Source organism: Streptomyces sp. NPDC079020, assembly GCF_044542225.1.
GTDB lineage: Bacteria > Actinomycetota > Actinomycetes > Streptomycetales > Streptomycetaceae > Streptomyces.
In genome coordinates this window covers 230,219-249,941 of sequence record NZ_JBITUB010000011.1, presented here as the reverse complement: position 1 = coordinate 249,941, position 19,723 = coordinate 230,219, and the positions used below count along the sequence as shown (strand labels likewise).

Sequence of the window (19,723 nt, the reverse complement as noted above, 5' to 3'; positions counted from 1 at the left end):
GCGCCTACTTTCCGAAGCCGAAGGAGTCCGAACCCTCTACCTTGGACCGCAGTCTTCTGCCCTTCTCGGTCGCCTGGTCGTTGAGCTCCTGAAGGAAGTCCTCCATCCGGGTCCGGAGCTCGCTGTCATGGGCGGCGAGGATGCGCGCGGCGAGCAGGCCCGCGTTGCGCGCTCCGCCGACCGAGACGGTGGCGACGGGAATCCCCGCGGGCATCTGCACGATGGAGAGCAGGCTGTCCATGCCGTCCAGGTACTTCAGCGGGACCGGGACACCGATGACGGGCAGCGGGGTGACGGAGGCCAGCATGCCGGGCAGGTGGGCCGCGCCGCCCGCGCCCGCGATGATCGCCCTCAGCCCGCGGCCGGCCGCCTGCTCGCCGTACGCGATCATTTCGCGCGGCATGCGGTGCGCGGAGACGACGTCGACCTCGTACGGGATCTCGAACTCGTCGAGCGCCTTCGCGGCCGCTTCCATCACGGGCCAGTCGGAGTCCGAGCCCATGACGATGCCGATGACGGGGCCGGTGGCGGGCGAGGTGCCCGCGGGGGTGCCGGTGGCGGTGCCGGGGGAAGTCATTCGGTGATCGTTCCTCGCAGGTAGTCGGCCGCGTGCCGGGCGCGCTCCCGCACGTCCGCCAGATCGTCGCCGTAGGTGTTGACATGTCCGACCTTGCGGCCGGGCTTCACGTCCTTGCCGTACATATGGATCTTGAGCTGCGGATCGCGGGCCATGCAGTGCAGATACGCCTGGTACATGTCCGGGTAGTCGCCGCCCAGGACGTTGCACATGACCGTCCAGGGGGCGCGCGGGCGCGGGTCGCCCAGCGGCAGGTCCAGCACGGCCCGTACGTGGTTGGCGAACTGCGAGGTGATCGCGCCGTCCTGGGTCCAGTGCCCGGAGTTGTGCGGGCGCATCGCCAGTTCGTTGACCAGGATGCCGGGCTTGCCGTCGGGCCCCCGGGTCTCGAACAGCTCCACCGCGAGGTGGCCGACGACGCCGAGCTCGGCCGCGATGCGCAGGGCGAGCTGCTGGGCCTCTCCGGCCAGCGTCTCGTCGAGCCCGGGTGCCGGGGCGATGACCGTGTCGCAGACGCCGTCGGTCTGGATCGACTCGACGACCGGGTAGGCGACGGCCTGGCCGTGCGGCGAGCGGACGATGTTGGCCGCCAGCTCCCGTACGAAGTCGACCTTCTCCTCCGCCAGGACCGGGACCCCGGCCCGGAACGGGTCGGCGGCGTCGGCCTCGGAGCGGACCACCCACACGCCCTTGCCGTCGTAGCCGCCGCGCACGGTCTTGAGGACGACGGGGAAGCCCCCGACCTCCTCGGCGAACGCCGCGGCGTCGGCCGGGTCGCTCACGATGCGGTGGCGGGGGCAGGGCACGCCGATCTCCGTGAGCTTGGCACGCATCACCCCCTTGTCCTGGGCGTGCACCAGGGCCTCGGGGCCGGGGCGCACGGGGATGCCGTCCGCCTCCAGGGCACGCAGATGCTCGGTCGGGACGTGTTCGTGATCGAAGGTGATCACGTCACAGCCCTGAGCGAAGGCACGCAGCGTGTCCAGGTCGCGATAGTCGCCGATGACGACCTCGCTCACCACCTGGGCGGCCGAGTCCTGGGGAGTGTCACTGAGGAGCTTGAATTTCAGGCCGAGGGGGATGCCCGCCTCGTGGGTCATACGGGCGAGCTGACCGCCGCCGACCATGCCGACTACCGGGAACGTCACGCTCCCAGGGTATCCGCCGTGCCGGAGCTCCCCCGCCGCTGTCCGGATCGTCCCCCGCTCACAGGCATCACACAGGCATCTTCGCCGCTCACACGCATCACAGGGGCATCACACGGGAGTGCTGGATAGCATGACGGGGTTGACGGGACCTACGGACGGGGCTGAGCGATCACCATGAGCGAACGGGGCGCACTGCGGACCCGGCTTGATCTGCTGGCCCGGGAGGTCGCCAAGTTCGGCGCGGTCGGCGCGTTCGGCCTCGTGGTCAATATCGCCGTCTCCAACCTGATCTGGCGCACCACGGACATTCCGGTGGTGCGGGCCGGTCTGATGGCGACCTGTGTCGCCATCCTCTTCAATTACGTGGGCTTCCGTCACTGGACCTACCGGGACCGTGACAAGACCGGCCGGACCCGCGAACTGATGCTGTTCCTGCTGTTCAGCGCGGTGGGCGCGGTCATCGAGACGGGTGTGCTGTACGTGGCGACGTACGGCTTCGGCTGGAACAGCCCGGTCCAGAGCAATGTCTTCAAGATCCTCGGTATCGGGATCGCGACGCTGTTCCGCTTCTGGTCCTACCGCACCTGGGTGTTCAAGGCGCTGCCCGCCGAGGAGGCCGTGCTCAGCGCGGAGAGGTTTCTGGAACAGCGAGGACCCTCCGACCCGATGACCCCGGACACCGCCGCGCCGGACCCCGTACGCCACTGAACCCGTACGCCACCGACGCCGTGAGCCACTGACCGCGTACGCCACTGCCGTCGGCTGTGGGCGTTCAGCGGACCGGGCGCTCCGGGTCCTTGCGGTTGAGGGCGACCCGGCTGAGGAAGAGCGCGAAGACCGCCGGCTGCTGCTGGAGCAGTTCGAGCCGCCCGCCGTCCGCCTCCGCGAGATCCCTGGCGACGGCCAGGCCGATTCCCGTGGAGTTGCGGCCGCTGATGGTGCGCTCGAAGATCCGTGCCCCGAGGTCGGCGGGGACGCCGGGACCCTCGTCCGTCACCTCGATGACCGCCTGGTTGCCGGTGACCCGGGTCCGCAGGGCGACGGTGCCGCCGCCGTGCATCAGGGAGTTCTCGATCAGCGCCGCCAGGACCTGGGCGACCGCGCCGGGGGTGCCGACGGCCCGCATCCCGTGCTTGCCCGAGCAGACGATGGCCCGGCCCGCGCTGCGGTAGGCCGGGCGCCACTCCTCGATCTGCTGCTTGACGACCTCGTCCAGATCGAAGACGACGGCGGAGCCCGTACGCGGGTCCCGGGAGTTGGTCAGCAGCCGCTCCACCACGTCGGTGAGCCGCTCGACCTGGGTGAGGGCGATGTTCGCCTCCTCCTTCACCGTGTCCGGATCGTCGGTGACGGAGATCTCCTCGATCCTCATGGAGAGCGCGGTGAGCGGGGTGCGCAGCTGGTGCGAGGCGTCGGCGGCGAGCCGCCGCTCGGCCGTCAGCATCCGGGCGATCCGCTCGGCCGAGGAGTCCAGCACATCGGCGACCCGGTCCAGCTCCGGCACCCCGTAGCGCTTGTGGCGGGGGCGTGGGTCGCCCGAGCCGAGGCGTTCGGCGGTCTCGGCGAGGTCGGTGAGGGGCGAGGCCAGCCTGTTGGCCTGGCGTACGGCGAGGAGCACCGCGGAGACGATCGCGAGCAGCGCCACCGCGCCGATGATCAGCAGGGTCCGGCCGACCTCACGGGTGACGGCCGAGCGGGACTCCTCGACGGTGACCTTCTCGCCCTGCTCACCCCGCTCCGAGCTGCGGATGACACTCCCGGAGGGGCGCTCCCCGACCTCGATGGGGTCGCGGCCGGGGATCTCGACCAGCGCGTAGCGGCTGGAGTCGACCTGCTCGGCCAGCACCCGGGGGTTGATCCGCTCCTCCCCCAGCAGCCGGCTCTCGACGACGCTGATCAGCCGCAGCGCCTCGGTGTCCACGCTCTCCTGGGCGCCCGCGCTGATGGTGCGGGTCTCCACGATGACCAGGGAGACGCCGAAGACGGCGATCACGACGAGCACCACGGCGAGCGTGGAATTGATCAGTCGACGGCGCATGGGGGCTTCGCCTCGTCAGCTCTTTCTCGGAACGACTCTCGGATCCCGGACTTCCCGCTCCGGCTCTTCCCGGACCGGCTCCTCCGCGCGGACCGGCTCCTCCGCGCGGACCGGCTCTTCCCGGACAGGCTCTGCCCGGGTCAGCTCTTCTCGAACCGGAAGCCGACGCCCCGGACGGTCGCGATGTAGCGCGGGTTGGCCGCGTCGTCGCCGAGCTTCTTGCGGAGCCAGGAGATGTGCATGTCGAGCGTCTTGGTGGAGGACCACCACGTGGTGTCCCAGACCTCGCGCATCAGCTGGTCGCGGGTGACGACCCGGCCGGCGTCCCGGACCAGGACCCGCAGCAGGTCGAACTCCTTCGCCGTGAGCTGGAGCTCCTCCTCGCCCATCCAGGCCCGGTGGGACTCGACGTCGATCCTGACCCCGTGGGTGGCGGGCTGCGGGGCGGGCTCGGTGGCGCCGCGGCGCAGCAGGGCGCGGACCCGGGCCAGCAGTTCGGCGAGGCGGAACGGCTTGGTGACGTAGTCGTCGGCCCCCGCGTCCAGGCCGACCACCGTGTCGACCTCGTCGGCGCGGGCGGTCAGCACCAGGATCGGCACGGTGTGACCATCGGCACGGAGCCTGCGGGCGACTTCGAGGCCGTCCATCCCGGGCAGGCCCAGGTCGAGGACGACCAGGTCGACACCGCCCTGGAGTCCGGCGTCGAGCGCGGTCGGACCGTCCTGACGGACCTCGACCTCGTAACCCTCCCGACGCAGTGCGCGGGCCAGCGGCTCCGAGATGGATGCGTCGTCCTCGGCGAGCAGTACACGGGTCATGTGGTGATGGTAGACCGCACGGGCCGCCGGGGGTGAGGCGCTCGCCAAGGCCTGCGGGTCAGACCTGTAAGGCGGTGTGAACCTTCGAATGGACGACTGCCATCCCACTCACACCTGTGATCCACATCTCATGTCCTTCCATATCGGGGCGTGGCGTGTCGTATGGTGTCTCGACGCCTGTTGCACTACTCAAAGACCTTTGGGCAGCTTTAAGCGCCAAAGGTCTTTTTTGTATGCGGGCCGGCCGAGCGCCGGTCCTGACCTGAGTGAATGACCTGTGGGCCGGGCCCGGAGCGCGAGAACGCGCGCCGGGCGTGGATCCCGACGCGGTTCTTCCCCCGCCCACGGCGCCGGACTCTCCCCAACGGAGTCCGGTGCACGGGGCGAATCCCCCTTGCAGGCGCGGGGACGGGGCTCGCCGTGCCGGTGCCGGCCACCCCCCACCGGGCGCGTAACGCAGACCAGGCGACGCGTCCCGACCAGCAAGGATCGACCATGGCGTCCAGCCTGACGAAGGATTCGGCCAGTACTACCGGCGGAAAGACCTTCTTCGGCCACCCCCGCGGCCTGGCCACTCTCTTCATGACCGAGATGTGGGAGCGCTTCAGCTTCTACGGCATGCGGGCCCTGCTCCCGCTCTACCTCGTCTCCAGCTCCGGGCTGGACATGAACGTGGCCACCGCCACCGCGATCTACTCCATCTACATGGCGATGGTCTACCTGCTCGCCATGCCCGGCGGCTGGTTCGGCGACCGCGTCTGGGGGCCGCGCAAGACGGTCACCGTCTCGGCCTCGGTCATCATGCTCGGCCATCTGACGCTGGCCCTGCCCGGCACCGGGACCTTCTTCGCCGGTCTGGGACTGGTCGCGCTCGGTTCCGGGCTGCTGAAGGCCAACATCTCGACGATGGTCGGCCACCTCTACTCCGGCCCGGACGACCCGCGCCGCGACGGCGGCTTCACCGTCTTCTACATGGGCATCAACCTCGGTGCCTTCGCCGCCCCGCTGGTCATCGGCACGATCGGCGAGAAGGTGAACTGGCACCTCGGCTTCGCCATCGCCGCGCTCGGCATGGCGCTGGGACTGGCCCAGTTCCTCATCGGTACGCGGCACCTGGACGCGCGCTCCAGCGTCGTCCCGAAGCCGCTGTCGGACCAGGAACGCCGCTCCACCCTGCGCAAGGGTCTGCTGTGGCTGATCGCCGCCGTCGTCTTCTACGGCGTCCTGGTGGCCACGGATGTCTACACGCTGAACTGGGCACTCGTCCCGATCACCGTCGCCGGTCTGGTCATTCCGGTCGCCGTGCTGGCGCGGATCAAGCGGGACAAGGACCTCTCCGCCACCGAGCAGTCGAAGATGTCCGGATACATCTGGTTCTTCGTGGCGGCGGCCGTCTTCTGGATGATCTACGACCAGGGCGGCTCGACGCTGTCGCTGTTCGGCGAGTCCTCGACCACGAACAGCCTGTTCGGCCTGGACTTCCCGACCTCCTGGTACCAGTCGGTGAACCCGGTCTTCATCATGGCGCTGGCTCCGGTGGTGGCCTGGATCTGGCTGGCGCTCAACCGGCGCGGCAAGGAGCCGAGCACGGTCGTCAAGTTCGGCTCGGGCCTGTTCCTGGTCGGTGTGTCCTTCCTCGTCTTCATGATGCCGCTGACGCTGACCTCGGACGGCGACAAGGTCAGCCCGATGTGGCTGGTCTCGATCTACTTCCTCCAGACCGTCGGTGAGCTGTGCCTCTCCCCCGTCGGCCTCTCGGTCACCACGAAGATGGCTCCGGCGAAGTACGGCAGCCAGATGATGGGTGTCTGGTTCCTGGCCGTCACCGCGGGCGACTGCACCACCAGCCTGCTCTCGCTGGCCGGGGTGGACCTGAACAGGACCGGGATGGTGGGGCTGGAAGCGGCGCTCGCGATCCTGGCCGGGTTCGCGATCTGGATGTACCGCAAGAAGGTCACCGCCCTCATGGGCGATGTGCGCTGACGCGTACCGGCCCGCACTGACGCGTACCGGCCCGTACGAGGCATCTGGCCTGTACGGGGATGTCTGAGGGGTACGGGGACGTCCGAGGCGTACGGAAACGCCGAGCCGTACGGGGAAGGGCCGCCGCACCGGGAGACCGGTGCGGCGGCCCTTCGTCGTGTGCTGCCTCAGCGGGTCCCGCGGAGCCTGCGCCACGGGGTGAACGTGAACACCGCGCCGCCCAGCAGGATCGCCGTACCGGCGACCAGGCCGAGTGCCCGCAGGGCGCCGTCGCTCTCGGCCCCGGTGTCGGCCAGACCGCCGCCCGAGTCCGTACCGCCTCCGGATGCCCCGGCGCCGCCGGAGCCCGCCGTGTCACCGCCGGACGCGCCGCCCGGCTGGGCGGAGGTGTCCAGTTCCAGCGAGACCGCGACCCCGGAGGGCGGGGTGCAGGTCGTCGTCGTACCGGCGGCCATCACGGTCAGGACACCGGGGCTGAGCGTGGACTTCCCGCTCGCGCCCGGCTTGTACGTACCGGTGAGATCGGGGATGTCAATCGGTGCGCCGGTCTTGATGACCTCCTTGTTCAGGGGGCCCTCGACATGGACGGTCCCCTTGTCCGCGCCGCCGAGCCTGACCTCCATCGAGGGCTTCACCTGGTTCGCCGGGATGTCGATCGGGCTGTCCATCACCGACTTGCTGAACTTCACGGTGAGGGCGTAACTGCCGCCGCTCTTCTTGGCGCTGATCTTCACCGGGGAGGTCGCGTTCTTGTCGCCGATGGGCGTCTTGCACGCGTACGCGACGGACACCTCCTTGCCGGGGAAGTCCGACTCGCCACCGCCGCCCCCGGTGGAACCGCCGGACGCGGTGGAGCCCCCGGAGTCCGTACCGCCGGCCGCCGTACCGCCGGAGGTCGTCCCTCCGGCGTTCGTACCGCCGTCCGTCGTACCGCCGTCCGTGGTGCCACCATTCGTTGTGCCGCCGTCGGACGTGCCGCCGGTGGTGGTGCCGCCGCCCTCCGTCACCTTGATCGTGGCCCCGGGCCGGACGGCCTCCTTCGGGGCGCACTTGGTGTCCGTGGAGATCGGCTTGGACACGTTGATGCTGTACGCGTCCGGAGTCAGCGTGATCTCGCCGGCCTTGTCCAGCTTCAGCGTGCCCTTCATGTCCGGCAGCAGCATGGCGCTGTTCTTCGGGATCGGCGGGTTCTGCCGCGGCCCCTCCATCTTCAGGTCACCGCTCGCCGCGCCGCCCACCTTGACGGTGCCGGTCGGCTTCACCGTGTTCTCGTCCAGGTCGAGGATGTCGGGGTTCTTGGAAGCGGCCGCCACCGTCTTCCAGACGACCTCGATCTCGTCGCCCACCTTGGCTTCGGCGGGCGCGGTCAGCTGCACCTCGGTGGTGCCCTGCACGGCGGGCAGTCCCGAAATGGGCGGCGGAATGCACTCCGTCGCGTACGAGACGTCAGCGGCCTGGACCGGACTCGCGGCCAGCAGTATGCCCGCGCCGCCGAGCATCAGCGCGACTCCGGCCGCGCTCATCCTCCGTTGCGTACTCACGAATGTCCCTTCGTCGTGGGTCTGTTGTCTGACGGTGCGGAATCCCGGGTGAACCACGGCAGCGCGGCCGTGGTCGTGGTCGTGGCTGCCGGGTCCGCGGCGGACGGCCGCGCGGGCGCGGTGCCGTCCCCGCGGCGCAGGCCGGGCAGTCTCGCGGTCACCTCGGACAGCTGCGGATGGCGGTGGCGTCCCGTCCTGGCCCCCGCCCCGTCCGGGCGGGGCCGTACCTTGTCCACGACCGCCATGCCGATACGGAAGACGGCGGCCGGCACAACGGCACAGAGCAGGGTCCAGAAGAGCGGGACGCCCCAGGGGCGGCCCACTCCCCAGGGCTGCTCGGCCAGCACCTTCGTGCCGTACTTCAGCGAGATCCGGTAGTCGCCGTGCGCTCCGGCGGCCAGTTCGACGGGGAGCTCGATCCGCGCCTTGCGGCCGGGCGCGACGGTGCCGCGCCACTGGTGTTCCTCCCACTGCGGGGCGTACACACCGTGGGAGGTGCCGACCTGGAACACGGGGTCCTCGACCGGAGCGGAGCCGAGGTTGCCGACGGTGAGGACCAGCCGCCGGGAGGCCGGGGCGCCGAACCAGGTGAGGAGCGAGCTGTCCCCTTCCAGGCGGGTGGTGGCCAGCACCGCGAGCTTCCCGCCGTCCGGTTTCGGCAACGGTGCCGTCGGGTGCCCGGCGACCGTGAACACCGCCTCGGTCAGGGCCTGTTCCCCGGTGACCGTGGCGACATGCACCACGCACGGGCAGGGTTTCGGCGGCTCGGAGACCGGCATCTTCTTGCTGAAAGCACCCGACTTGTCGGTGGTGACGGCCCGCCCCTCGGCGTTGGCGCAGGAGTTGGTGCCGCCGATCACCCCCCTGTCCGGTGTGGACTGCCCGCAGATCAGGAGCGTCAGCAGTGTGTCGGCGCGCCAGCCGCTGCCCCTGACGGTGATCTCACCGCCCTTGCCCGCCTCGTCCTTGGAGAGGGTGACCTTCGGTTCACCGTCCGCCGCGCGGGCACCGGAGGAACCCAGGAGCAGCAGCACGGGGAGCAGGGGGACGAGCAGCAGCGTGGCGAGCAGCGCGGGCAGCGCGGGCAGCGGTGCGAAGCCTCCGCGACGGCCGATCCGTGCCGGGCGGGACGGCCCGGCCGGCTCCCTCATGCCCCTCATGCCTCCCACACCTCCCGCACCCCCCGCACACCGCATGTCCGTCTCATCCCTCACGTCTCATCCCTCACGTCTCCGCTCCCGCCTTCGCCACGTGCCTGTCGTCGGAGTCCTGTTCATGCCCGGAGGCCGTCTCGTCCCCCGTACCGCCGTCCGGCGCGGGATGTCTCCGCCCGCGTCCGGGCCGGGGACGAAGCCGGAGCCCGCGCCCGGGTCGGCGCCCGCGCCGGTACGCGCCCGCGGCGGCGAGGAGGGCGAGGACCAGCAGCGCGCCGCCGGCCAGCGGGGCCGGGGAGAGGTACGTCGCGGAGGCCGACGCCTCGCCGTGCGCGCCGCCCGCGGCCGTCGCCCGCAGCCGGACGGTGACGGAGTCGAGGGCGGGGGCGTCCCGCCAGGGCTCGGTGAGCTTCACCCGCTCTCCGGGCAGCAGTTCCCTCGGCAGCGTGCGGGCCTCACGGCGCAGCAGCGCGCCGAACATCCCGTCGGCGCTCACCGACAGACGAGGGGTCAGGGCCGCGTTGCCACGGTTGACCAGCGTGTAGCGGATGGTCCGCCCGGACACCGCGACGTCCTCCACACTGAGCGCCGCCAGTGTCGGGCCGCTGACCCGCAGATGGACCCGGACGCCCACCGCACGGCCCCCGCTCTCCGCCAGGATCGCCCCGGGATGGTCGCCGGGCTCCGTGTCCGGCGGCACGGTCAGGGCGAACGGCACCTCGGCGCGGGTCCGGGCGGGCACGGTCACCTTCCGCGAGGCGAAACGCAGCCACGCCCCGGCGCCCGCGCCCTTCCCCGCATCCCGTACGACCGGCTCCCCGTCCCCGTCCCGCCCCCGGTCCGCGTCGGCCCCCCGCAGCCGTACGGTGAGCGGGGACCGGCCGGGATTGGTCACCGTGAGCCGGTCCTGGAGGACCGTTCCGGGCGCGCCCTCCAGGTAGAAGTAGGGCCGCCCGCCCTCGCCCGTACGAGTGGTCCCGGACGTCGGCCGCGCCTCCCAGGCGGACGGCGCGGAGGAACGCGGAGCGCTGTCGGCCGCCGTCGCCGGGGCCACGGAGAGGGCGCACAGCAGTACGGTGAGCGCCACTCGGGCGGCGTACGAGGTCAACGGCGGCATGGACGACTCCCGCTCCCTTGGCGCTTGTGGTGCTCCCCGGCTGCGTGCGTGCTCCCTGACTGCGCGCGTACTTCCCGGCTCCGTACGCGCTCCCCGGCCGCGCGTGCGCTCCGGCTTCCGCGCGTGCGCTCCGGCGTCGGGCGTGCGCTCCGGCTCCGCCCGCTCACCGGGGCTTCCGCCCGTACCGCTCGGCTCAGCCCGCGGCGCGCTGACCCCTCCGGGTCAGCCACAGCACCCCGGCCGCCCCGGTCAGCAGCACGGTGCCGCCGAGAGTGCCGAGTGCGGCGGCCGAGTCGAGCGGACCGGTCTTGGGCAGCTCACCGCCGCCCGACGTGGACGCGTTCCCGCCCGAGTCCCCCGAACCGCCCGAATCCCCTGAACCGCCCGACCCGCCCGAGCCCTGGACATCGAGTTCCAGCGACGGGCCGGGACTGTTCTTGGGCGTGCAGGTGGTGGTCGTACCGAGTGCCTTGATGGTGAGCACCCCGGCGGTGAAGGTGACCTTGCCGCTCTTCTTCGGTGTGTACGTACCCGACAAGTCACTGATCCTGATGGGAGTGTTGGCCGGGATCGCCTCCGCGTTCGCCGGCCCCGTGACCTGGACCTGCCCCTTCTCCGCGCCACCGAGCCCGATGACCGCGCTCGGCTTCATGGCGCCCTTGCCGAGTTCGAGCGGGCTGGAGGAGACCCCCTTCTGGAAGGACATGGTGAGCTGGTACCCGTCGCCGCTCTTGACGCCCTTGATGTCGATGGGCGACACCGCCCCTTTGGGCCCGATGGGCGTCTGGCACTGGTAGTTGACGTCCACGACCTCGGCGTGCGCGGCGGGGGCGGCCATCAGCACCACCGAGCCCGCCAGCGCAGACGCCAGCGCGAGAGCTGTCCGCTTCTGGTTCGACACCTCGTGTTCCCCTCATGCCGGACGTCGCCACGCGCCACGGTCCGTACCGGCGCACGTTACTGACGACACATCAGATTGGGCGCTCAAGGTACGCCCGGGGCCTTGTGGAGGGAAGACAAAGAGCGCGCCGATCCGGCGCGCTCCTGGGTGCCCATGGATATGGACGGGTGGGACGGGTGTACGGGTACGGGGCGGGAGGGGGCGCGGCGGCGCCGGGCATTCACCCCGGCGCGTCCGGCCCTCGGCGGCCGGCCGGCCGCGTCCGCCCCGGTACGGCTACCCGGGGGCGGCCAGCTCCGCCCAGACGATCTTGCCCGGCTCGTCGGGCGTACGCTGCACGCCCCAGTCCAGGCAGAGCCGCTGCACGATGAACATGCCGTGCCCGCCGGGCCGGCCCGCCCGGTGCGGGGTGCGCGGCGCGGGCTGACCGGCTCCGCGGTCGACGACCTCCACCCGCAGCACCTTGGCCGTGCGGCCGATACGGAGCTCCTCGGGGCCTTCCGCGTGCAGGCAGGCGTTGGTGACCAGTTCGGAGACGACCAGCAGGACATCCTCGGCGGCGGCACGCCGGTCGGCACCGGCCGCCGGGAGCCAGCCCCAGTCGTGGAGCGCCTGTCGGGCGAAGTCGCGGGCCATCGGCACGATGCCGCTGGCCTGCCCCAGTGCGAGCGTGCGCCACTGCCGCTCCGCCGGGACGGACGAGGCAGCGCCCTCGTCGTCCGGCTCGCGGCCGAGGTCGCCCGGCGGATGCTGCCGGGTGGTGCTCATCAGCGCTTCACCTCACCGATTCACCATGTCGCCATGTCGCCATCGAACAGAAACTGATCAGATACTGAGTGTGCGGGCCACCGAGGACGCCGCCGGGGTGTCTCCTGCCCGGCCGAATCGTGACAACACCCACTTCATCCACGCGATCGCGTGACACGGGTGACACTCGTGGCTCCCGGGGCCGCGGACCGGGGCGCGGGTCAGGTGTCCAGGGCCTCCGCGAGAGTGGCGTGGACGGTGAAAACCGCCTCGGCCCCGGTGATCTCGAAGACCCTCGCCACGACGGGCAGCATGCCTGCCAAATGGACCCCTCCCCCGGCCGCCTCCGCCTTGAGGCGGGCACCGAGCAGCACATTGAGCCCGGTGGAATCACAGAATTCGAGGCGCGAGCAGTCGACCACCAGGCGCGCACGCCCTTGCTCGACCGCGCTCTCCAAGGGTTCGCGCAGCAGATCGGCGGTGTGGTGATCGAGCTCGCCCACCGGCGTCACAATCTCGCTGCGCCCCTCGGTCCGGGCCTCGACCTGAAGCCGCCCCCGGTTCGCACTGCCGACCGTCCCGCGGTCCATGCCCGTCCCTCTTCGCCGCTCGTCACTGTGCGCGTCACTGCCTGTGCGGCTGTATGCGTAGCTGCCGCCGACGTCCGTAAAACAGTACGCGTTCCGTACGCCACGCGGTAGTCGAAGAACTCAACAAACCGGACATATTGCAGTATTTGGCGCTTGTAAGTGCCCGTACGAACCGGGTAAGGGTAGAGGGACACCAGAAACACGGCCGGCTTTGGAGGCGCCGCTTCACCGCAGGAACACGTATGGGCATCGGCAGCCATATGCCGAGAACGATGGAGGAGAAGCATGTCACCCCGGCTCGACGATCCGCGTACCCACAACGCGCCGTCGGCATGTCCTCAGGGACCGACCGATTCCGACTCCCCTGCCGCGGCCGCCATTCCCGGCCCGCGCACCAGCACCACCCCAGGCACCACCCGCACCGCGGACACCGCCACGGACCGCACCGCGGACACCGGCGGCGAGGGACTCGAAGGACTTCCCGAGATCCCGCCCTACGCGGAGGTCGGGGCACTGGACGCCAGAGCCCTGTCGAAGACGCTCTTCGAACGGCTCGAATCCCTCGAAGAGGGCACCCACGAGTACTCCTACGTCCGTAACACCCTGGTCGAACTCAACCTGGCCCTGGTCAAGTTCGCCGCCTCCCGGTTCCGCTCCCGCAGCGAACCGATGGAGGACATCGTCCAGGTCGGCACCATCGGCCTGATCAAGGCGATCGACCGGTTCGAGCTGAGCCGCGGCGTCGAATTCCCGACGTTCGCGATGCCGACCATCGTCGGTGAGATCAAGCGCTTCTTCCGGGATACCAGCTGGTCCGTCCGCGTACCGCGACGGCTCCAGGAGCTGCGGCTCGACCTGGCCAAGGCGGGCGACGAGCTGGCCCAGCGGCTGGACCGCTCGCCCACCGTGTCCGAGCTGGCCGAGTGCCTCGGCATCACCCCCGACGAGGTCGTCGAGGGCATGGCCGCGAGCAACGCGTACACCGCGAGTTCGCTGGACGCCAAGCCCGAGGAGGACGAGCACGAGGGCGCCCTCGCGGACCGCATCGGCTACGAGGACCACGGGCTCGAAGGCATCGAGTACGTCGAGTCCCTGAAGCCGCTCATCGCCGCGCTGCCCTCACGGGACCGCATGATCCTCTCGCTCCGGTTCGTCTCCAATCTGACCCAGTCGGAGATCGGCGAAGAGCTGGGCATCTCACAGATGCATGTGTCCAGGCTGCTCTCCCGGACCCTGGTCAGACTCCGGAAGGGCCTGACCCTGGAGGAATGACCGGCCCGCCCCGGCACCGGAGATCCCTGGATCTGCGGATCGCCGGATCTGCGGATCGCCGGATCACCGGATCGGTGGATCGCCGGATCACTTGCGGAAGGACCTGCCCCAGCGATGGGCGCGGGTCCTTCCGCATGTACGGCCCCGCGGCACGACGGTCAGAGGGCGCGCTCGCCGCGCTGCCATACGGCGCTGACCAGCGGGACTCCCGGCCGGTAGGCGAGGTGGACATGGCTGGGCGCGTCGAGGAGTACGAGGTCGGCGCGGGCGCCGGGCGCGATGCGGCCGATGTCCGTACGGCGCAGCGCGGCGGCGCCGCCCGCGGTGGCGGACCAGAGCGCCTCGTCGGGGGTCATGCCCATGTCCCGGACGGCGAGCGCGACACAGAACGGCATCGAGGACGTGAACGAGGACCCCGGGTTGCAGTCCGTGGAGAGCGCGACGGTCGCGCCCGCGTCGAGGATACGGCGGGCGTCGGGCCAGTTCGCGCGGGTGGAGAACTCGGCGCCCGGGAGCAGCGTGGCGACCGTGCTGCCCTGGCCGAGGGCGTCGACGTCGGCGTCGGTGAGGTGGGTGCAGTGGTCGGCGGAGGCGGCGTCGAGCTCGACGGCGAGCTGGACCCCGGGGCCGTACGTCAGCTGATTGGCGTGGATGCGGGGGTGGAGGCCGGCGGCCCTGCCCGCCGTGAGGATCGCGCGGGCCTGGTCGCCGTCGAAGGCACCCTTCTCGCAGAAGACGTCGATCCAACGGGCGTGCGGGGCACAGGCGTTCAGCATCGGGCCGGTGACGAGGTCGACGTAGCCGGCCGGGTCGTCGGCGTGATCGGCGGGCACGACATGGGCGCCGAGATAGGTCACCTCGTCGGTGTGGCGCGCGGCGATGCGCAGGGCACGGGCCTCGTCCTCGACGGTGAGGCCGTAGCCGGACTTGGTCTCGAACGTGGTGGTGCCCTGGCGCAGGGCCTCGGCGAGGTAGCGGGCGACGTTGGCGGAGAGCTCGTCGTCTGAGGCCGCCCGGGTGGCGGCGACCGTGGTCCGGATGCCGCCCGCGGAGTAGGGGCGGCCGGACATCCGGGCGTTGAACTCCTGGGTGCGGTCGCCCGCGAAGAGGAGGTGGGAGTGGGAGTCGACGAAGCCGGGGATCACGGCCCGGCCGCCCGCGTCGACGGCGTTGTCAGTGGCGGGTGCTTTGCTTGATTCACCGGTCCAGACGATGCGGTCGCCCTCGATGACGACGGCCGCGTCCTGGATCAGGCCCAGGGGGGTCCCGTTTCCGAGGGAGGGGTCATTGGTGACCAGGCTGGCGATGTTGGTGATGGCGGTCGTCGTCATCTGGAGACTGTTCTCCTCGGGTTCGGACAGGTCGGGCGGATCGGGCAGGTCGGACAGGTCGCACGGCCGGAGCGCCCCGGCCGGCGGCCCGGACCGTTCTGCCGGCGGCCCGGACCGCTGCGGTGTCAGCTGTGCAGGGCGGCGACGGCCGCGGCGAGTGCTCCCGGGACGTCCTCGATCCGTGCGTGCAGGCCGTCCCGGACGATGTGCCGTCCGCCCACGACCGTATGCCGCACATCAGCCGCGGAGGCGGCGAATACGGCCGCTTCGGCGCCCAGCCGGGGCACCGGCCCGGCTGTTCTGACGGAGTCCAGGGCCACGGTGGTGAGGTCGGCGGGCGCACCGGGTTCCAGGGTGCCCGCGTCGGGCCGGCCGAGTGCGGCGTGCCCGTCCGCGGAGGCGGCGCGCAGCAGGGCGGCGGCCGTCCAGTGGCCGCGGCGATGGGTGCGCAGGCGCTCGTTGAGCTCCATCGCGCGGGCCTCTTCGAAGAGGTCGATGACGGCGTGGCTGTCGCTGCCGAGCGAGAGCGGCGAGCCCGCCCGCTGAAGGGCAGCGGCGGGTCCGATGCCGTCGGCGAGGTCGCGTTCGGTGGTGGGGCACATACAGGTGCCGGTGGCGGAGGAGCCGATCAGCTCGATGTCCTCCGCGGTGAGGTGCGTGTTGTGGATGCCGGTGGTGCGCGGGCCGAGGACGCCGTGGTCGGCGAGGAGCCGGGTGGGGGTGCGGCCGTGCGCGGTGCGGCAGGCGTCGTTCTCCGCGGTCTGCTCGGAGAGGTGGACATGGAGCGGTGCCCGCCGTTCCTCGGCCCATTGCGCGACGGTGGCCAGCTGCGCGGCCGGGACGGCCCGTACGGAATGGATGGCGGCGCCGATCAGCGTGTGGTCGTCGCCCTTGAGGAGGGAGGCGCGCTCGGCCCAGGCGTCGGCCGTGCGGTCGGAGAAGCGGAGCTGGTGCCGGTTGGGCTTCTCGCCGAATCCGGCGGCGAGATAGGCGGTGTCCAGCAGGGTGATGCGGATACCCGCTTCGGCGGCGGCGGCGATGAGTGCCTCGCCCATCGCGTTCGGGTTGTCGTAGGGCGTGCCGCCGGGCGCGTGATGCAGATAGTGGAATTCACCGACGGAGGTGATGCCGGCCAGGGCCATTTCGGCGTACGTGGCGCGGGCGAGGTCGAAGTAGGTGTCGGGGGTGAGCCGGGAGGCCGCCTGGTACATCAGCTCGCGCCAGGTCCAGAAGGTGCCGGAGCCCACCTGGACGGTGGAGCGCAGGGCCCGGTGGAAGGCGTGCGAGTGGGTGTTGGCCAGCCCGGGGAGGGTCAGGCCGTGCAGGGCCGTGGCGCCGGGCGGCGGTGTGCCGACACCGGTGCGGACCCCGGCGATGCGGTCACCGGCGACGTCCAGGGTGACGCCCGGCTCGACATGGGTGCCGAGCCAGGCGTGGGACATCCAGTACGTGGCGGTGACGGGCCTGCCGGTGGGCTCCGTTGTCAGCTGCACGCGAGTCCTTCCAGTACGTCGGCGAGTGCGATCACCCCGGTCACACAGTCGTCCTCGGCGGCGTGCTCGGCCGGCGAGTGCGAGATTCCGGTGGGGTTCCGTACGAACAGCATGGCGGTAGGCACCGAAGCGGACAAAATACCCGCGTCATGGCCCGCGCCGGTGCCGAGGACGGGCACGGCGCGCCCCGTGTCGCCGGTGCCGCCTCCCGCTCCCCGGCCGCCTTCGAGGATCTTGGCGAGCTCGTCGCGCAGGGCGTGCTCGAACTCCACCACGGGGGTGAAGGACTCCCGTACGACATCCAGATCGATCCCGGCCCGTTCGGCGTGCTCCCGGGCGGCGCGCTCGATCCCGGTGACGACGGCGTCGAGTGTGGCCTGGTCGGCGGCGCGGGAGTCGAGCCAGCCGCGTACGAGGGAGGGGATGGCGTTGACCCCGTTCGGCTCGACCGCGATCTTGCCGAAGGTGGCGAGGGCGCCGGTCAGTTCGGCCTCGCGGCGGGCGGCGAGCACCGTTTCGGCGTACGTGAGCATGGGGTCGCGCCGGTCGGCCAGGCGCGTGGTGCCCGCGTGGTTGGCCTCCCCCCGGAAGTCGAACCGCCAGCGGCCGTGGGGCCAGATGGCGGAGGCGATCCCGACCGGGTCACCGCTGAGGTCGAGGGCGCGGCCCTGCTCCACATGGAGTTCGACGAACGCGCCGATCCCGGCGAGGCGTTCCGGATCGGGGCCGATGGCGTCGGGGTCGTATCCGGCGGCCTCCATGGCCGCGGGGAGGCTGATCCCGTCGGCGTCGCGCAGTCGGTGGGCGTCCCCCGCGGTCAGCTGTCCGGAGGCGAGCCGGGAGCCGACGCAGGCGACACCGAAGCGGGCACCCTCCTCGTCACCGAAGTTGGTGATGGCCAGCGGCCGGGTGAACTCCACTCCCCTGCGGCGGAGTTCATCGAGCGCGGCGAAGGAGGACACCACACCGAGGGGGCCGTCGAAGGCACCGCCGTCCGGTACGGAGTCGAGGTGCGATCCGGTGACCACGGCGTCGCCGGCCAGGGGGTCGCCGAGCCAGGCCCACTGGTTGCCGTTCCGGTCGACCTCATGGGTGAGCCCGCGCGACTCGGCCTGCTCCCGGAACCAGGCCCGGCAGTCGGCGTCGGCCCCCGACCAGGCGTACCGCCGGTATCCACCGCTGCCGGCATGCCGCCCGACGGGCGCGAGGTCGCGCCACATGGAGAGGAACGACGATGCCGTGCCCGGGGCGCCCGGGGCGGACGGCGCCGCCCCGGGAATGGGTTCGGGTGCTCCGGGGGTGGGTGCCGTCCGCCCGCCGCTGTCCGTCGACATCACTGCTCGCCCTCCGCCATCGGCACGCGTACGCCCTTGTCGGAGGCGACGGACTCCGCGATGTCGTATCCGGCGTCGACATGCCGGATGACGCCCATGGCCGGGTCGTTCGTCAGGACCCGGCGGATCTTCTCGCCCGCCAGCTTCGTCCCGTCGGCGACGGTGACCTGTCCCGCGTGGATGGAGCGCCCCATGCCCACGCCGCCCCCGTGGTGGAGGGAGACCCAGGACGCTCCGGAGGCCACGTTGACCATGGCGTTCAGCAGCGGCCAGTCGGCGATGGCGTCGGACCCGTCGAGCATGGCCTCGGTCTCGCGGTACGGCGAGGCGACCGAGCCGCAGTCGAGGTGGTCACGGCCGATGGCCAGCGGGGCCGCGAGTTCACCGCTCGCCACCATGTCGTTGAAGCGCTCCCCCGCCTTGTCGCGCTCGCCGTAGCCGAGCCAGCAGATCCGGGCGGGCAGCCCCTGGAAGTGGACCCGCTCGCCCGCCATCCTGATCCAGCGGTGCAGGGACTCGTTCTCCGGGAAGAGCTCCAGGATCGCCTTGTCCGTCTTGTGGATGTCGGACGCCTCGCCCGACAGCGCCGCCCAGCGGAACGGCCCCCTGCCCTCGCAGAAGAGCGGCCGGATATACGCGGGTACGAAGCCCGGGAAGTCGAAGGCCCGCGCGTATCCGGCGAGTTGGGCCTCGCCCCGGATGGAGTTGCCGTAGTCGAAGACCTCCGCCCCGGCGTCCATGAAGCCGACCATCGCCTCGACGTGCGCGGCCATCGACTCCCGCGCCCGTACGGTGAAGTCGGCGGGCTTCTCGGCGGCGTACGAGGCCATGTCGTCGAAGTCGACGCCGAGTGGCAGATAGGCCAGCGGGTCGTGCGCGCTGGTCTGGTCGGTGACGATGTCGACCGGGGCGCCCTCGGCGAGCATGCGGGGCAGCAGCTCCGCCGCGTTGCCGAGCAGGCCGATGGAGAGCGGACGCCGGGCGTCGCGCGCCTCGACGGCGAGCTGGAGGGCGTGCTCCAGGCTGTCGGCCCTCACGTCGAGGAAGCGGTGCTCGATCCGGCGCTCGATGGCGCGGGGGTCGCAGTCGATGCAGATCGCGACGCCGTCGTTCATCGTGACGGCGAGCGGCTGGGCGCCGCCCATGCCGCCGAGCCCGGCCGTCAGCGTGATCGTCCCGGCGAGCGTCCCGCCGAACTTCTTCGCGGCCACGGCGGCGAACGTCTCGTACGTGCCCTGGAGGATGCCCTGGGTGCCGATGTAGATCCAGGACCCGGCGGTCATCTGGCCGTACATGGTGAGTCCGAGCGCCTCCAGGCGGCGGAACTCCTCCCAGTTCGCCCAGTCCCCCACCAGGTTGGAGTTGGCGATCAGGACGCGCGGGGCCCACTCATGGGTCTGCATGACGCCGACCGGCCGCCCGGACTGGACGAGCATCGTCTCGTCCTGCTTGAGCGTCCGCAGCGTACGGACCATGGCGTCGAACGAGCGCCAGTCGCGGGCCGCCTTCCCCGTACCGCCGTAGACGACGAGCTTGTCGGGGTGCTCGGCGACCTCGGGGTCGAGGTTGTTCTGCAGCATGCGCAGGGCGGCTTCCTGCTGCCATCCCAGGGCGGTCAGTGCGGTACCGCGCGGCGCCCGTACGGGGCGGGGTCCTGACATGGCAATGCCTCCTCGCGA

Annotated in this window: 17 protein-coding genes; 3 read left to right on the top strand and 14 right to left on the bottom strand. The window is 71.3% G+C overall.

What is annotated here, in order from left to right; all coding sequences use genetic code 11:
* Positions 1-4 precede the first annotated feature (4 nt).
* On the bottom strand, positions 5-577 hold the full coding sequence (purE, locus tag ACIGJO_RS24040; RefSeq protein ID WP_399961185.1) for a 5-(carboxyamino)imidazole ribonucleotide mutase: 573 nt from the start codon (positions 575-577) through the stop codon (positions 5-7).
* A complete protein-coding gene (locus ACIGJO_RS24035) occupies positions 574-1,773 on the bottom strand; it encodes a 5-(carboxyamino)imidazole ribonucleotide synthase (protein WP_399961282.1) in 1,200 nt (399 codons plus the stop codon). The genes purE and ACIGJO_RS24035 overlap by 4 nt, the downstream gene beginning before the upstream one ends.
* Before the next feature lie 126 nt (positions 1,774-1,899).
* Between ACIGJO_RS24035 and ACIGJO_RS24030 the strand changes: the two genes are divergently transcribed.
* The gene (locus ACIGJO_RS24030; RefSeq protein ID WP_399961183.1) at positions 1,900-2,433 is read left to right on the top strand and encodes a GtrA family protein; all 534 of its coding nucleotides are present in this window, start codon (positions 1,900-1,902) and stop codon (positions 2,431-2,433) included.
* A 64-nt stretch (positions 2,434-2,497) separates the two neighbouring features.
* Here ACIGJO_RS24030 and ACIGJO_RS24025 read toward each other — a convergent pair whose 3' ends face one another.
* Positions 2,498-3,763, bottom strand: coding sequence for an ATP-binding protein (locus ACIGJO_RS24025; RefSeq protein WP_399961181.1), 1,266 nt, complete (start codon positions 3,761-3,763; stop codon positions 2,498-2,500).
* Positions 3,764-3,903: 140 nt separating this feature from the next.
* Positions 3,904-4,581, bottom strand: a complete 678-nt coding sequence (locus ACIGJO_RS24020; RefSeq protein ID WP_073726400.1) for a response regulator transcription factor — start codon at positions 4,579-4,581, stop codon at positions 3,904-3,906.
* 495 nt (positions 4,582-5,076) lie between these two features.
* On the opposite strand from ACIGJO_RS24020, the gene ACIGJO_RS24015 reads away from it, so the two are divergent.
* Positions 5,077-6,564: a peptide MFS transporter gene (locus ACIGJO_RS24015; RefSeq protein ID WP_399961179.1), complete on the top strand. Its 1,488-nt coding sequence runs from the start codon at positions 5,077-5,079 to the stop codon at positions 6,562-6,564.
* Positions 6,565-6,731: 167 nt separating this feature from the next.
* On the opposite strand, the gene ACIGJO_RS24010 is transcribed toward ACIGJO_RS24015, so the two are convergent.
* The 6 genes from ACIGJO_RS24010 to ACIGJO_RS23985 all read right to left on the bottom strand — a co-directional run bounded on the left by ACIGJO_RS24010 (position 6,732) and on the right by ACIGJO_RS23985 (position 12,614).
* The gene (locus ACIGJO_RS24010; protein ID WP_399961177.1) at positions 6,732-8,087 is read right to left on the bottom strand and encodes a hypothetical protein; all 1,356 of its coding nucleotides are present in this window, start codon (positions 8,085-8,087) and stop codon (positions 6,732-6,734) included.
* A 14-nt stretch (positions 8,088-8,101) separates the two neighbouring features.
* Positions 8,102-9,256, bottom strand: a complete 1,155-nt coding sequence (locus ACIGJO_RS24005; RefSeq protein WP_399961280.1) for a hypothetical protein — start codon at positions 9,254-9,256, stop codon at positions 8,102-8,104.
* Positions 9,257-9,329: 73 nt separating this feature from the next.
* Positions 9,330-10,376 (bottom strand): hypothetical protein, encoded by a 1,047-nt coding sequence (locus ACIGJO_RS24000; protein ID WP_399961175.1) that lies wholly within the window; start codon positions 10,374-10,376, stop codon positions 9,330-9,332.
* A gap of 193 nt (positions 10,377-10,569) precedes the next feature.
* A complete protein-coding gene (locus tag ACIGJO_RS23995; RefSeq protein WP_399961173.1) occupies positions 10,570-11,277 on the bottom strand; it encodes a peptidase in 708 nt (235 codons plus the stop codon).
* A gap of 276 nt (positions 11,278-11,553) precedes the next feature.
* Positions 11,554-12,045, bottom strand: coding sequence for an ATP-binding protein (locus ACIGJO_RS23990; protein WP_399961171.1), 492 nt, complete (start codon positions 12,043-12,045; stop codon positions 11,554-11,556).
* Between the two features lie 200 nt (positions 12,046-12,245).
* A complete protein-coding gene (locus ACIGJO_RS23985; protein ID WP_266931650.1) occupies positions 12,246-12,614 on the bottom strand; it encodes an STAS domain-containing protein in 369 nt (122 codons plus the stop codon).
* A gap of 285 nt (positions 12,615-12,899) precedes the next feature.
* On the opposite strand from ACIGJO_RS23985, the gene ACIGJO_RS23980 reads away from it, so the two are divergent.
* Positions 12,900-13,886 (top strand): RNA polymerase sigma factor SigF, encoded by a 987-nt coding sequence (locus ACIGJO_RS23980; protein ID WP_399961168.1) that lies wholly within the window; start codon positions 12,900-12,902, stop codon positions 13,884-13,886.
* A 158-nt stretch (positions 13,887-14,044) separates the two neighbouring features.
* Here the strand turns inward: ACIGJO_RS23980 and hutI are convergent, their stop codons facing one another.
* The 4 genes from hutI to hutU form a co-directional block, all read right to left on the bottom strand.
* A complete protein-coding gene (gene hutI / locus ACIGJO_RS23975) occupies positions 14,045-15,217 on the bottom strand; it encodes an imidazolonepropionase (RefSeq protein ID WP_399961166.1) in 1,173 nt (390 codons plus the stop codon).
* A gap of 125 nt (positions 15,218-15,342) precedes the next feature.
* Positions 15,343-16,710, bottom strand: coding sequence for a formimidoylglutamate deiminase (locus tag ACIGJO_RS23970; RefSeq protein WP_399961164.1), 1,368 nt, complete (start codon positions 16,708-16,710; stop codon positions 15,343-15,345).
* Entirely contained in the window at positions 16,701-18,044 is a 1,344-nt protein-coding gene (locus tag ACIGJO_RS23965) for an allantoate amidohydrolase (protein ID WP_399961162.1), read from the bottom strand. Before ACIGJO_RS23965 ends, ACIGJO_RS23970 begins: the two co-directional genes overlap by 10 nt.
* Complete coding sequence (gene hutU / locus ACIGJO_RS23960) at positions 18,044-19,705, bottom strand: urocanate hydratase (RefSeq protein ID WP_399961160.1); 1,662 nt, start codon at positions 19,703-19,705, stop codon at positions 18,044-18,046. The genes ACIGJO_RS23965 and hutU overlap by 1 nt, the downstream gene beginning before the upstream one ends.
* Positions 19,706-19,723 lie beyond the last annotated feature (18 nt).